We start from the raw sequence: 13,894 nt of genomic DNA, 5'->3' as shown, positions 1-13,894 counted from the left end.
CGGCCCACCCGGTGCTTCGGCACCGGCGTGGGCCGTCTTCGTTGCAGGGCCTCGAAAACCCTGCAAACCAAGGGGTTTCGGGCCACCTTCGCAGGGCCAGTGGCGCAACGGTTCAAGGTGCGTCGCGGGCTGCCTGTCACCGCGCCTGTGCAGGCCTGTTCTTGGGGTATGCTTCGGGACCGATGGTAGCGGTAACGGCGCCGGTCGCATGGCGTTTGCACCGCCGGGGACAGATCCGGATGGCCGCCCATCCACCACTTCAGCATCGAGCCGGGGAAGCATGAGCAGCAACAGCGAGATCCTTTCCGTACGCGAGAAGATCGGTTACAGCCTGGGTGATTTGTCGGCGAACCTGATCTTCCAGACGTTGATGACGTTCCTGGCGTACTTCTACACCGACATCTACCGCATCCCCGCCGCAACCGCGGCCACCATCATCTTCGTGGTCGGCCTGCTGGGCGCCTTCGTGTTCACCCCGCTGGTTGCGGTGCTCGCCGACCGTACCAACAGCCGCTGGGGCAAGTTCCGCCCCTGGATCCTGTGGACCGCCATTCCCTTCGGCGTGCTCTCGCTGCTGGCCTTCAGCACGCCTGATCTCGGCCCGCAGGGCAAGGTCATCTACGCGGCGGGCACCTATACCCTGCTGGTGCTGGTCTACGCGGCCAACAACCTGCCGTACTCGGCGCTCAGTGGTGTGCTGACCGGCAACATGGGCGAGCGCAACAGCCTGTCGGCCTATCGCTTCGTGGCGGTGATGGTGGCCCAGCTCGTGGTCCAGGCCCTGCTGCTGCCCCTGGTCAACATCCTTGGCGACGGCGATCGGGTGCAGGGCTTCCAGAACACCATGCTGCTGTTCGCCGTGGTCGGCACCGTGTTCTTCCTGATCACCTTCTTCACCACCCGCGAGCGCGTCGTCCCGGCACAGGAGCAGAAGTCCAGCATCGGCCGCGACCTGGCCGACCTGGCCGCCAACCGGCCGTGGCTGGTCATGCTGCTGGTGACGATCCTGGTGTTCACCACCCTCGCGCTTAAGGGCGGCACCTACGTCTACTACTTCGAGAACTACCTGGAAGAGCCGGCGATGGCCCGCTTCCTGGACTCGATCGGCTTCTACGGCATCCTGGGCGGGATCAACTCGGCCCTGGTCGGCATGGGCCTGGCCGGCTTCGAGTTGCCGAGCGACGCGACCACCTCCGCCTTCGGCCTGTTCAACGCCGGCGGCATCATCCTGATGGTGGTGGGCATCGGCTTCTCGCGGAAGCTGGCCGACCGCTTCGGCAAGCGCGACGTGTTCGGCGTGTTCCTGGTCATCTCGACCCTGTTCATGCTCGCCTTCTACGTCATCCCGCCGGATCGCATCGGCCTGGTGTTCGGTGCGCAGATCCTGCACGGCTTCTTCTACGGCATCACCATCCCGCTGCTGTGGGCGATGGTGGCCGACGTGGCCGACTACTCCGAGTGGAAGAACCACCGCCGCGCCACCGCCATCATCTTCTCCGCGATCCTGTGCGGCCTGAAGGTGGGCCTGAGCGTCGGCGGCGCCCTGGTGGCCGGCATCCTGGCCCATTACGGCTACAACGCCGACCTGCCGGCGCAGGAACCGGACACGGTCAACGGCATCCGCCTGGCGGTGAGCCTGTACTGCTCGGTGCCGTTCCTGGTGGCCGCGGCCCTGCTGTTCTTCTACAAGATCAACAAGCCGATGGAATCGCAGATCGAAAGCGACCTGGCCGCGCGCCGCGTCGCCAAGCCGGCCTGAGCCATCGCAAGCACTCCGAGGAATCCCATGGCAGACCGTGAATACACCGAGGCCGAACTGAAGGCGCTGGCCGACAAGGCCATCTCCAGTCCCCTGGTGACGCATATCTACACCGCCGATCCGTCGGCCCACGTGTTCGAGGGCAAGCTCTACATCTATCCCTCGCACGACATCGAGGCCGGTGCCGCGTTCGACGACGACGGCGGCCACTTCCAGATGGAGGACTACCACGTCTTCCGCCAGGACTCGCCCGATGCACCGGCCGAGGACTGCGGCGTGGCCCTGCACGTGAAGGACGTGCCGTGGGCGGCCAAGCAGATGTGGGCCCCGGACGCGGCCTGCAAGGACGGCAAGTACTACTTCTACTTCCCGGCCAAGCGCGCCGACGGCATCTTCCAGATCGGCGTCGCCATCGGCGACCGCCCGGAAGGCCCGTTCAAGGCCGAGCCGGAAGCGATCGAGGGCAGCTATTCGATCGACCCCGCCGTGTTCGGCGACGACGACGGCGAGCACTACATGTACTTCGGCGGCCTGTGGGGCGGCCAGCTGCAGAAGTACCGCGACAACCGCTACGACGCGGCCAACGAGGAGCCGGGCGACGACGAGCCGGCGCTGGGCGCGCGTGTCGCGCGCCTGACCGCGGACATGAAGCAGTTCGCCGAGGCGCCGCGCGAGGTGGTGATCCTCGACGCGGACGGCCAGCCGCTGAAGGCCGGCGACCACGCGCGCCGCTACTTCGAAGGCCCGTGGATGCACAAGTACCAGGGCAAGTACTACCTGTCGTACTCGACCGGCAATACCCACCACCTGTGCTACGCCATCGCGGACAACCCGTATGGCCCGTACACCTACGGCGGCGTGATCCTCACCCCGGTCGTGGGCTGGACCACCCACCATTCGATCGTCGAGTTCGGCGGCAAGTGGTGGCTGTACTACCACGACTCCGTGCTGTCCGGCGGCGTGACCCACCTGCGTTCGATCAAGGTCGCCGAGCTGCAGTACGAAGCCGACGGCAGCATCCGCACCCTGCATCCGTATGGCGCCTGAGGTCGAAGCCCCGGGGCCGCTCACCGAGCTGCCCCCGGGTCCGCTGTTGACGCTGTCCCACGGCGCCGTGTCGATCGACGTGGCGCCGCAGGCCGGTGGCCGCATCGCCCAGATCCGCGTCGACGGGATCGAGCAGCTGGTCGGCTACGGCGAGTACGGCTCGGAGGCGGCGATCGCCTGGGGCTCGTACACGATGGTTCCGTGGTGTGGCCGCGTCCGCGACGGACGCTTCGCCTTCGCCGGCAAGGACTACCAGCTGCCGCGCAACCTCGGTGGCCACGCGATCCATGGCTGGGGCTTCGTCCTGCCCTGGCAGGTCGCGGCGCAGTCGGAACACGAGCTGGAACTGGTGCTGGAGCTGCCCGCGGACGAGCGCTGGCCGTTCGGCGGCCGTGCCCGCCAGCGCATCGCGCTGGAGCCGCGCGGCCTGCTGCTGGAGATGAGCGTCACCGCCGGCGAGCGCGCGATGCCGGTGGTGTTCGGCTGGCACCCGTGGTTCCGCAAGCCGGAGCGGCTGGAGTTCGAGCCCACCGCGATGTATCCGCGCGACGAGAGCCACGTCGCCACCCTGCCGCTGGTCCCGCCTGGGCCGGGGCCGTGGGACGACTGCTTCGTCAACACCGCGCCGGTGGTGCTGCACCGCGCCGGCCAGGTCCTGCGCCTGACTTCGGACTGCGACCACTGGGTGGTGTACGACGGCACAGCGCATTCGACCTGCGTGGAGCCGCAGACCGGCCCGGCCGATGCGTTCAACCTCGGTTCGCCGCAGCTGCAGCCGGGCCAGCAGGCCTCGGCGTGGTACCGGATGGCCTGGGACTGAGGCCTGCTGGGGCCTGCCTGAGGCCCGTGGGCCTCAGTCGTCCAGCAGTGCCTGGATCGCGGCGAAACCCGCGCTGGCGCGTTCCTTCTTGTGCATGGCGTCGGCCACCGGGTCCGCGCCATCGCGCTGCAGCTCGGAGGCAGGGAGCTCGTCGATGAAGCGGCTGGGCTTGAGCCGCACCTTCTCGCGGAAGCGGCGGGTCTCGCGGCTGTAGCTGAGCCACAGCCGCTTCTTGGCGCGGGTGATGCCCACGTACATCAGCCGGCGCTCTTCCTCCAGCGAGCCTTCCTCCATCGCCGCGTCGTGCGGCAGGGTGCCGTCCTCGCAGCCGATGATGAAGACGTAGCCGAACTCCAGGCCCTTGGCCGCGTGCAGGCTCATCAGCCGCACCTGGTTGCCGCCGTCGTCCTTGTCGTTGCGCGAGAGCAGGGCCAGCTGCGCGGCCAGGTCGCCCGCGGTGGCGCCGCGCGGGCCGCCTTCGAACCACTCCGCCAGCTCGTCCAGGTTGGCCTTGCGGCGCTGGAACGAGGCCTCGTCCTTGCACTGCGCGCGCAGTTCGGTGAGCAGGCCCGACTTCTCGGCCAGGCGCCGCACCAGGTCGGCCGCGCTCATCTTCGTGGCGTTGTCGCGCAGGTCGTCGATGGCGTCGTTGAACGCGCCCAGGCCGTTGGCCGCGCGCGGCGGCAGCTGCTGCAGCGCGCCCATGGACTGGGCGGCGCGCGACAGCGGCATGTTCCTGCTGGCGGCCAGTTCGGCCAGCCGCGCCAGCGAGGTGGCGCCGACCTCGCGCTTGGGCGACTGCACCGCGCGCAGGAAGGCCGCATCGTCGTCCGGGTTGGCGATCACCCGTAGCCAGGACAGCGCGTCCTTCACTTCCTGGCGCTCCAGGAAGGCGGTGCCGCCGGTCAGGTGGTAGGGCACGCGCAGCAGTTGCAGCGCCTTCTCCAGGGGGCGCGACTGGTGGTTGCTGCGGAACAGGATGCAGAACTCGTTCCACGGCACCTGCCTGGCCTCGTGCAGGAACGCGATCTCGCCGGCGACCTTCTCCGCCTCGTGCTCGTTGTCGCGGCACTCCCACACGCGGATGCGCTCGCCGTCGGCCTGGTCCGACCACAGGGTCTTGAGGTGCTTGTGCGGGTTGCGCGCGATCAGCGCGTTGGCCGCGCGCAGCACGCGGTTGGAGCAGCGGTAGTTCTGCTCCAGCTTGATCACCTGCAGGTCCGGGTAGTCCTGGCCCATCTGGTCCAGGTTCTCCGGGTTGGCGCCACGCCAGGCATAGATGCTCTGGTCGTCGTCGCCCACGCAGGTGAAGTTGCCGGCCGGGCCGGCGATGGCGCGCAGCAGCCGGTACTGGGCGTCGTTGGTGTCCTGGCACTCGTCGACCAGGAGGTAGCCGATGCGCTCGCGCCAGGCGCGGACCACGTCCTCGTTGCTCTCCAGGATCTGCAGCGGCAACCGGATCAGGTCGTCGAAGTCGACCGCGTTGAAGGTCTGCAGCCGCGCCTGGTAGCGCGCGTAGAGCTTGGCCGCCTCCATCTCGCGGGTGGAGCGGGCCACGGCCAGGGCCTGCTCCGGCGACAGGCCGGCGTTCTTGGCGCGCGAGATCAGGTTGCGCACGTCCTCGACCGCATCGGGCTTGGCGCCGGGCATCAGGTCCTTGACCTGGGCGGCGGCATCGTCGGCGTCGAAGATCGAGAAGCCACGCTTGAGCCCGGCGGCCTCGTGCTCGATCTGCAGGAACTTCAGGCCCAGGGCGTGGAAGGTGCAGATGGTCAGGCCGTCGGCGGCGTCGCCCCTGATGCGCTTGGCCACGCGCTCGCGCATTTCCTTCGCCGACTTGTTGGTGAAGGTGATGGCCGCGATGCGCCGCGCCGGATAGCGACCGGAGGCGATCAGATGGGCGATCTTCTCGACGATGACGCGGGTCTTGCCGCTGCCGGCGCCCGCCAGCACGAGCAGCGGACCCTGGTCATGCAGTACGGCGGCGCGTTGTGGAGGATTGAGCACGGCAGGAACGATGGAACGGGCGGCCCATTCTACCCGGTGCAGCGCCGGCGGCCCTTTGCTAAGTTCGGCCGGCCGCCGTCTGGCGGCGCCGGGTCTGGAGGACCTGGCGTTCATCTGCAGGGAGCACTGACATGAACGAGCGCAACCGCGCCGGTCGCCGCGCCGCCATTCCCCTGGCGCTGCTGCTGGCCACCTGCCTGACGCCGGCCTCCCGGGCCACGGACCCGCCGGTCCATCTGCTCGAATGGGAAGGGCCGGTCGAGCGGCCCACCTTCGGCAACTTCGTCGGCGAGCCGGACATCGCGCCGGAACTGCTGACCGAAGGCTTCCTCGCCGCGCACCCGGACATCCGCTGGCGCCGCGAGGGCCTGCACGCCTTCCACAACGAGCGTTACGGGGAGGCCCTGGGGCATTTCCGCAAGGCCGCCGCCTACGCCGACAAGGCCTCGATGGCGATGCTCGCGGAGATGCACTGGAAGGGGCTTGGGGTGCCGGTCGACCGCCCGATCGGGTACGCATGGATGGACCTGGCCGCCGAACGCATGTATCCCAACTTCACGATCCTGCGCGAGCGTTACTGGGGCGACCTGTCGCCGGCCGAGCGGGACGACGCGATCCGCCGCGGCCAGGCCCTGCTGGCGGAGTTCGGCGACGAGGTGGCAAAGCCGCGACTGGAGCGGATCCTGCGGCGAGAGCGCCGCCAGCTTACCGGCAGCCGCACCGGTTCATCCGGCTTCGTCCGCATCATCCCGATGACCGGCCCGATGGCCGGCAAGGGCGCGGTGATGCGGGCGGAGGACTATTACCGCAGGGAGTACTGGGAACCCGGCTACTACTGGGCGTGGCAGGACCAGGTCTGGAAGGCCCCGCCGCGCGAGAAGGTGGACGTCGGCGACCCGGAGCAGGTCCCGGCACCGGGCCCGTAAACCTTCTGTCCAAGCATAGATCCGGCCGGATTGCACCTGCCTTCAGCCGCCTTGCGCGGCCCGCTCCCCGGCCCGTCCAATGGATCCTCGGCAATCACCCATCAAAGGAACTGACCAATGCGTACATTGATGTTCGCCCTTTGCCTGCTCCTCGCCCTGCCCGTGCAGGCTTCAGGCCCCCTGCTGACCGATCGCGACCGCCAGGTCATGAGCGTGCCGGGCTTCCTCGACGCCCATCCGGACATGATGTACCGGCAGTGGGGTGTCAACGCCATGCGTCGCAACGACCAGGAGGGGGCCGTCAAGAACTTCCTTCTGGGCGCGCACTATGCCGACAAGCCCTCCCAGGGCTACCTGGCCGAGATCTACTGGTACGGCGGCAACCAGCCGCCGGATCGCGCCCTCGCCCACGCCTGGATGAGCGTGGCGGCCGAGCGCGGCTACCCGTTGCTGGTGCAGATGCGCGAGAAGTTCGCCGCCGCCCTCACCCCGGAGGAGCGCGAGCGTTCGGCCCAGCTGCAGCAGGAGTTGCTTGCCCAGTACGGCGACGCCGTGGCCAAGCCGCGCATGGACGACCACCTGCGCCGCCAGCTGCAGGAAGCCACCGGAAGCCGTACCGGCTCGATGACCCACAACCTCGAGATCGCCTACGAGGAAAACGGCACGCGCAAGGTCATGAAGGGTTCCCAGTACTACGACAAGCGCTACTGGGAACCGGAGTCCTACCACCGCTGGCAGGCGGAGGTCTGGGGCAAGGTGCCGCAGGTCGACGTCGGCATGCCGACCATGGTGGACAGCGAAGGGCCCTGAGGCGTCGCGCGGCCATGGGCGGGCGCTAGAATTCCCGCCCATGGCCAAGCTCTACTTCTACTACTCGGCGATGAACGCCGGGAAGACCACCACGCTGCTGCAGTCGGCGTACAACTACCGCGAGCGCGGCATGCGCACCCTGATCCTGACGCCGCGGCTGGACGACCGCGGCGGCCGTGGCGGGGTGGTGGCCTCGCGCATCGGCCTGCGCGCCGAGGGCACGGCCTTCGACCGTGACAGCGACCTGGAACGGCTGGTGGAGCAGGACATCGCCGCCCACGGCAAGCTCGGCTGCGTACTGGTCGACGAGTCCCAGTTCCTGTCCCGCGCCCAGGTCTGGCAGCTGAGCGAGGTGGTCGACGGCCTGCGCATCCCGGTGCTGTGCTACGGCCTGCGCACCGACTTCCGCGGCGAGCTGTTCGAGGGCAGCCAGTACCTGCTGGCCTGGGCCGACGAGCTGGAGGAGATCAAGACGATCTGCCACAGCGGCAAGAAGGCCACGATGAACGTGCGCGTGGACGCCCAGGGCCGCGCCGTGCAGGACGGCCCGCAGGTGGAGATCGGCGGCAACGAGCGCTATGTCTCGGTCAGCCGTCCCGAGTTCAAGAAGGTCATGCGCGGCGAAGGCCTGATCGAGCCGCTGCAGGCGCCGCTGCTCTAACCACGCGGTCGCCCCGTCCCGCGGGGCTCAGGCTGTCCCGGCGACCGCCGGCAGCCAGGCCTCGAAGTGGACCTCGCCATCGCGGTTGACCGCTTCCAGCCGCCCGCCGTGCGCCAGCACGAACTGCTGGGCGATGAACAGGCCCAGGCCCAGCCCGTGGCTGGAGCGGAACGAGCCCTTGAACGGCTCGAACAGCCGCGGCAGCAGCTCGTCGTCGATCCGGCCCGGGTTCGACACCCGCAGCAGCACCCCGCGGCCGTCGAGGCTGGCGGCCACGCCGACCGCGCCACCGCTGCCATGGAGCACGGCATTGCCGACCAGGTTGGACACCACCTGGGCCAGGCGGTCGGGATCGGCGTGCAGTTCCAGCGGCGACTCCACCCGCAGCTCGATGCGCGCGTCCGGATGGGCGCGGCGCACCTCGCCGACCGCGCCGGCCAGCAGCTCGGCCAGCTCCAGTGGCCGCGGCTGCAGGTGCAGGCCGCCACTGCGGATGCGGGAGAAGTCCAGCAGCTGCTCGACCATGCGCGCCATGCGCCAGCCGCTGTTCTCCAGGTGCGCGAGGGTGCGCTGCACCCGCTCGTCGTCCGGCAGCTGCATCGACAGCTTCTCCGCGCACACCAGCATCGCCGACAGCGGCGTGCGCAGGTCGTGGGTGAGCACGGCCATCATCGTTTCGTTGAGCTGCAGCGCCCGCTCCAGGGTATCGGCGCGTTCCTTCAGCAGGCGCCGCTGCTGGAACAGCTCCACGAACACCTTCACCTTGCCGACGATCACCTGCGGCTCCACCGGCTTGTGCAGGAAGTCCACCGCGCCGGCCTCGTAGCCCTTGAACGCGCGCCGCGGGTCGCTGGGCGAGGCGGTGAGGAAGATGATCGGCACCTCGCGGCTGCGCGAGGCACCGCGCATCAGCTCGGCCAGCGAGAAGCCGTCCATCTCGGGCATGTGCACGTCCAGCAGGGCGACCGCGACCTCATGGCCCAATAGCAGTTCAAGCGCCTCGGCGCCGGAGGACGCGCACAGCACCTCCACGTCGTCGCGCTGCAGCAGGGCGCGCATCGCGACCAGGTTCTCGGCCACGTCGTCCACGACCAGGACGTTGACCTTGCCCGGTGCCTGGCTGGCGGCGGGGACGGAGAGAGTGACGTTCATGGATGGAAACCCCGCAGGCGTTCGCGTATCTGGTCGAGGGTCAGGACCTCGTCGGCCCCGGCGTGGGCAAGGGCTGATGCCGGCATGGTCGAGGACGCCGCCTCATCCGGGCACTGGATCCAGGCGGTGCCGCCGGCGGCGCGCACCGCGGCGATGCCCTCGCTGCCGTCGCTGGATGCGCCGGTCAGCAGCAGGGCCAGCAGGCGCTCGCCAAACACCGCGGCGGCGCTCTCGAACAGCGGGTCGATGGCGGGTCGCGAGAACATCACCGGCTCGTCCAGCGACAGGGCGAGCGTGGCGCGGTCCTCGACCAGCAGGTGGTAGTCCGGCGGCGCGATCCAGACCACGCCCGGGGCCAGCCGCGACTTGTCCTCGGCCTCGGCCACCGGCAGCGGGCAGCCATGGGCGAATAGCTCGGCGAGCTGGCTCGGACGGTCGCGCGGCAGGTGCTGCACCACCAGCACCGGCACCGGCAGGGTGGAGGGCAGGGCATCGAGGAGCATCCGCAACGCAGCCACGCCGCCGGCGGAGGCGCCGATCACGATGGCGTCGTAGCGGCCGGCGAGTGGGGGCGTGCGCCGCTTCATGCCACCTTCCGGTACAGGCGGTGCTCGCGCGAGCAGACCTCGAAGCGCTCGGAGTGCGCGCCGAACTGCAGCGACTCCTTGCTGCCCAGGCCGAGGAAGCCGCGGTGCACCAGGGCCTCGTGGAACAGGCCGATGGCGCGGTCCTGCAGGGCGCGCTTGAAGTAGATCAGCACGTTGCGGCAGGACACCAGGTGCACTTCCGAGAACACCTCGTCCGTGGCCAGGCTGTGGTCGGCGAACACGATGTTGCGGCGCAGGCAGCGGTCGAACAGGGCGCCGCCGTAGGCGCTGGTGTAGTAGTCCGAGAGCGAGGCGCGGCCGCCGGCGGCCAGGTAGTTGCGGCTGAAGCCGGCCATGCGGTCGATCGGGAAGCGCCCGGCCTCGGCCGCGGCCAGTGCCTCGGGATTGATGTCGGTGGCGTAAAGGATGGTGCGGTCGAGCAGGCCTTCCTCGTGCAGCAGGATCGCCAGCGACCACACTTCCTCGCCGGTGCTGCAGCCGGCGACCCAGACCTTGCACGAGGGATAGGTCTGCAGCACCGGTGCCACCTGCTCGCGCAGGGCGCGGAAGTATTCCGGGTCGCGGAACATCTCCGAGACCTGCACGGTGAAGTACTGCATCGCCTGGGCGAACAGCGCCGGCTCGTGCAGCAGCCGGTGCTGGAAGGCGGCCACCGTGTCGCAGCCGAAGCGGTCCATCGCCTGGCGCACGCGGCGGCGCAGCGACGAGGCCGCGTAGTCGCGGAAGTCGTAGTGGTAGCGCCGGTAGATCGCCTCCAGCAGCACTCCCAGTTCCAGGTCGAAGATCTCCGCCGGGTTCATCGCCGCGCGCACCACACCCGGCACAGCGAAATCAGCTTGTCCACGTCCACCGGCTTGGCGATGTAGTCGTTGGCGCCGGCGGCCAGGCAGTTCTCGCGGTCGTCGGCCATGGCCTTGGCGGTCAGGGCGATGATCGGCAGGTCCTGCCACTGCGGGTTGCGGCGGATCTCGCGCATCGCGGTCAGGCCGTCCATCTCCGGCATCATGATGTCCATCAGCACCAGGTCGAACTCCTGGCGGCCGACGGTCTCCAGGGCCTCGCGGCCGTTGCGCGCGATCTCCAGGCGCACGCCCAGCGGCTCCAGCACGCTGGACAGGGCGAAGATATTGCGCACGTCATCCTCGACCAGCAGCAGCGAGCGGCCATCGAGCACCGCGTCGCGACGCCGCGCCTCGCGCAGCAGACGCTGCTGGTCGCCGGGCAGGGAGGCCTCGACGCTGTGCAGGAACAGGGTGACTTCGTCCAGCAGGCGCTCCGGCGAGCGCGCGCCCTTGATGATGATGCTCTTGGAGTAGCGGCGCAGGCGCTGCTCCTCGTCGCGGGTCAGGGCGCGGCCGGTGTAGACGATGACCGGGGGAAAGGCGCCGGTCTCGCTGCCGGACATGCGCTCGAGCAGGTCGTAGCCGCTGCCGTCGGGCAGCGACAGGTCGGTGACCATGCAGTCGAAGGTGCTGCGGTCCAGCTCGGCGATCGCGTCGGCGATGGTGCCGACCGCGACGATCTCCAGCTGGTCGCGCGCCAGCAGCAGCTGCAGGTTGGCGCGCAGGTCGCGGTCGTCCTCGACGATCAGCAGGCGGCGCATGTCGCGCTCGTGGGTTTCCTCCAGCTGGCGGATGGCGGAGGCAAGGCGCTCGCGGGTGGCCGGCTTGATCAGGTAGCCGACCGCGCCCAGCTCCAGCGCCACCTGGCTGCGCTCCATCGCCGAGACCACATGCACCGGCAGGTGGCGGGTGGCCGGGTCGCGCTTGAGGCGCTCCAGCACGCTCAGGCCGGAGACATCGGGCAGGCCGATGTCCAGCAGGATGCCGCTGGGCTGCAGCTTGGCCGCCAGGGCCAGGCCTTCCTCGGCGGTGCCGGCGACCACGCAGTCGAATTCCAGCTCGTGGGCCAGGGCGACCATGGCCTGGGCGAAGTCGGCGTCGTCTTCGATCACCAGAATGAGGCGGCCCGGATGCCGGCGCTGGTCGCGGTCGTCGGCCACCTGCGTGGCCGGGGCGTCGGCCGCAGGCGCGGCCGGCCTGGCCTCGCGCGTCTTCGGCGTCGCAGGGGCGGGCGCACTGGCCGGACCGGGCGTCGCCACAGGCCTGGCCCGCGTGGTTTCGGTGGGAGCGGGCGCCGGGGCTTCCGCCTCCGGTGCGCCGTCCACCGGCAACTCCAGGGTGAAGCAGCTGCCGCGGCCCGGTTCGCTTTCCACGGTGAGGCTGCCGCCCATGCGCTCGGCCAGGTCGCGCGAGATCGCCAGGCCCAGGCCGGTGCCACCGAAGCGGCGGCTGGTGCTGCCGTCGGCCTGGCGGAAGGCCTCGAAGATCACCTCGGTCTGTTCCCTGGCGATGCCGATGCCGGTGTCGCTGACGGCGAAGCGGATGCGGCCCTCGCCATGGCCCTCGATGCACAGCGCCACCGAGCCGTGCTCGGTGAACTTCACCGCGTTGGCCAGCAGGTTCTTCAGGACCTGCTGCAGGCGCTGGCCGTCGGCGAGGAACTGCGCCGGCGCGCCCGGCGCGATCTCCATGCGCAGCTCCAGGCCCTTCTGCTGGGCCAGCGGTTCGAAGGTCTCGCGCAGGCGCTCCACCAGCTGCGGGGTGTGCAGGGTCTCGTCCACCAGCTCGACGTGGCCGGCCTCGATCCGCGACAGGTCGAGGATGTCGTTGATGAGCGCCAGCAGGTCGTTGTTGGCCGAGTGGATCGCACGCGCGTACTTGACCTGCTCCTCGTTGAGCGTGCCTTCGCGGTTCTCGGCCAGCAGCCGCGCCAGGATCAGCGCGCTGTTGAGCGGCGTGCGCAGCTCGTGCGACATGTTGGCCAGGAACTCGGACTTGTAGCGGGAGGCCGCGGCCAGCTCGGCGCGGCTGCGCAGCAGGTCATCGCGGGCGGCGATCAGGTACTGGCGCTGCGCCTCCAGTTCGTGGGTGCGCTCCTCCAGCTGGACGTTGGTCGCCTCCAGCTCCGCCTGCTGCTCCTCGAGGTTGGCCTGCGACTGCTGCAGGGTGCGGCTCTGCTCCTCCAGCTCCTCGTTGGCCACCCGCAGTTCTTCCTGCTGCGCCTGCAGCTCCTCGCTCTGGCGCTGGGTTTCCTCCAGCAGCTCGATCAGCTCGGCGCGCAGGCGCGCGGTGCGCAGGGCGATGCCGATCTTCTCGGCGCAGCGGCGCATCAGCTCCAGCGCCAGTTCCTGGTTGGCCAGGTGGGTGGTGCGGCCCAGCTCGAGCGCGCCATTGACCACGCCATCGGCGGTGACCGGGGCCAGCAGCAGCTCGCGCGCCGGGCTCTCACCCAGGGCCGACTCCACCGCCACGTGGGCGGCATCCAGGCCGCGCACTATGCGCGGTTCGGGCCGGATGACGATCTCCCACAGCTGGCCAACGCCGGAGGGAATGGACTCGGGCACGTTGCGCGCCAGGGCCACGCCGCCGACCAGGGTCAGCTGCTCCTGGCCCAGCTGGTAGAGCACGCCGGTCTGGGCGCCGGTGAGCTTGCACAGTTCGCGCAGCGCGGCTTCGGCCACGGCACCCGGGCTCAGGTCGCCCTGCAGGGCCAGGGCCACGGCGTTGTCCGCCTGCTGCAGCCACAGCGCGCGCTCGGCCTGGTGCCGTGTGCGGATGGCCTGGCTGACGATCAGCGCCGTGGTCGCGAAACAGACCGCGCCCATGGAGCGGTTGACCACGGAGAAGGCGGAGTTGTCGCTGGATGGGGCGAGATTGAAGCCGATCACCAGCAGCACGCAGGCCAGGCCGGCCACGCCGAGCGGCACCCAGGCGCGGCGCTGGAAGATGGTCGTGCCGATCGCCAGGAAATAGACCAGCCAGATCGTGTAACCCAGGGGTACGACGAGTTCCAGGCCGATGGTCGCGGCGGCAAGCAGCACTGCGACGGCGAGAATGCCGGAATCACGTCCGGTCACGTTCCCCTGGTTGTCCATCTCCCCTGGCGGCTCCGTACATGTGAAAACGCGGGATGGTAGCGAGGCGGCTGTCTACGCCGTCTTCACGCGCGATCCCCAAGCTGTGCGGGTTTGAGCGAAGCGACAGGGGACCATTGATGGGCATGGACAACAAGCGCGTGGCGACCTGCCCGGCCGCGCGGGAC

General features: G+C 69.6%; 11 protein-coding genes. 6 read left to right on the top strand and 5 right to left on the bottom strand.

The features are described from left to right. Window positions 1–280: 280 nt before the first annotated feature. From PSESU_RS16510 to PSESU_RS14510, 3 genes are read left to right on the top strand one after another with little or no spacing between them, the layout of a single operon-like run. The gene (locus PSESU_RS16510) at window positions 281–1,759 is read left to right on the top strand and encodes an MFS transporter (RefSeq protein WP_013536556.1); all 1,479 of its coding nucleotides are present in this window, start codon (window positions 281–283) and stop codon (window positions 1,757–1,759) included. A 27-nt stretch (window positions 1,760–1,786) separates the two neighbouring features. Next, a complete protein-coding gene (locus tag PSESU_RS16505) occupies window positions 1,787–2,806 on the top strand; it encodes a glycoside hydrolase family 43 protein (RefSeq protein ID WP_013536555.1) in 1,020 nt (339 codons plus the stop codon). After that, window positions 2,796–3,626 carry an aldose 1-epimerase gene (locus PSESU_RS14510; protein WP_013536554.1) on the top strand — a complete coding sequence of 277 codons (831 nt, stop codon included), beginning with the start codon at window positions 2,796–2,798 and terminating at the stop codon, window positions 3,624–3,626. The genes PSESU_RS16505 and PSESU_RS14510 overlap by 11 nt, the downstream gene beginning before the upstream one ends. A gap of 33 nt (window positions 3,627–3,659) precedes the next feature. Here the strand turns inward: PSESU_RS14510 and PSESU_RS14505 are convergent, their stop codons facing one another. Then, a complete protein-coding gene (locus PSESU_RS14505) occupies window positions 3,660–5,633 on the bottom strand; it encodes a UvrD-helicase domain-containing protein (protein ID WP_013536553.1) in 1,974 nt (657 codons plus the stop codon). Window positions 5,634–5,764: 131 nt separating this feature from the next. On the opposite strand from PSESU_RS14505, the gene PSESU_RS14500 reads away from it, so the two are divergent. From PSESU_RS14500 to PSESU_RS14490, 3 genes are all read left to right on the top strand, one after another. Continuing rightward, window positions 5,765–6,559 (top strand): sel1 repeat family protein, encoded by a 795-nt coding sequence (locus PSESU_RS14500; RefSeq protein ID WP_013536552.1) that lies wholly within the window; start codon window positions 5,765–5,767, stop codon window positions 6,557–6,559. A gap of 117 nt (window positions 6,560–6,676) precedes the next feature. Continuing rightward, window positions 6,677–7,369, top strand: coding sequence for an SEL1-like repeat protein (locus tag PSESU_RS14495; RefSeq protein ID WP_013536551.1), 693 nt, complete (start codon window positions 6,677–6,679; stop codon window positions 7,367–7,369). A gap of 40 nt (window positions 7,370–7,409) precedes the next feature. Continuing rightward, window positions 7,410–8,030: a thymidine kinase gene (locus PSESU_RS14490; RefSeq protein WP_013536550.1), complete on the top strand. Its 621-nt coding sequence runs from the start codon at window positions 7,410–7,412 to the stop codon at window positions 8,028–8,030. 27 nt (window positions 8,031–8,057) lie between these two features. On the opposite strand, the gene PSESU_RS14485 is transcribed toward PSESU_RS14490, so the two are convergent. The 4 genes from PSESU_RS14485 to PSESU_RS14470 are packed head-to-tail and all read right to left on the bottom strand — an operon-like array spanning window position 8,058 to window position 13,727. After that, window positions 8,058–9,182 (bottom strand): hybrid sensor histidine kinase/response regulator, encoded by a 1,125-nt coding sequence (locus PSESU_RS14485; RefSeq protein ID WP_013536549.1) that lies wholly within the window; start codon window positions 9,180–9,182, stop codon window positions 8,058–8,060. Beyond that, window positions 9,179–9,769, bottom strand: coding sequence for a chemotaxis protein CheB (locus tag PSESU_RS14480; protein WP_013536548.1), 591 nt, complete (start codon window positions 9,767–9,769; stop codon window positions 9,179–9,181). Before PSESU_RS14480 ends, PSESU_RS14485 begins: the two co-directional genes overlap by 4 nt. Beyond that, complete coding sequence (locus PSESU_RS14475) at window positions 9,766–10,590, bottom strand: CheR family methyltransferase (RefSeq protein WP_013536547.1); 825 nt, start codon at window positions 10,588–10,590, stop codon at window positions 9,766–9,768. The genes PSESU_RS14480 and PSESU_RS14475 overlap by 4 nt, the downstream gene beginning before the upstream one ends. Beyond that, entirely contained in the window at window positions 10,587–13,727 is a 3,141-nt protein-coding gene (locus PSESU_RS14470) for a response regulator (RefSeq protein WP_013536546.1), read from the bottom strand. The genes PSESU_RS14475 and PSESU_RS14470 overlap by 4 nt, the downstream gene beginning before the upstream one ends. Window positions 13,728–13,894: the final 167 nt, after the last annotated feature.

Source organism: Pseudoxanthomonas suwonensis 11-1 (assembly GCF_000185965.1).
In the GTDB taxonomy this organism is placed as follows: Bacteria; Pseudomonadota; Gammaproteobacteria; order Xanthomonadales; family Xanthomonadaceae; genus Pseudoxanthomonas; species Pseudoxanthomonas suwonensis_A.
Note: the sequence above shows the minus strand (reverse complement) of the source record. Positions and strands in the feature narration are given on the sequence as shown.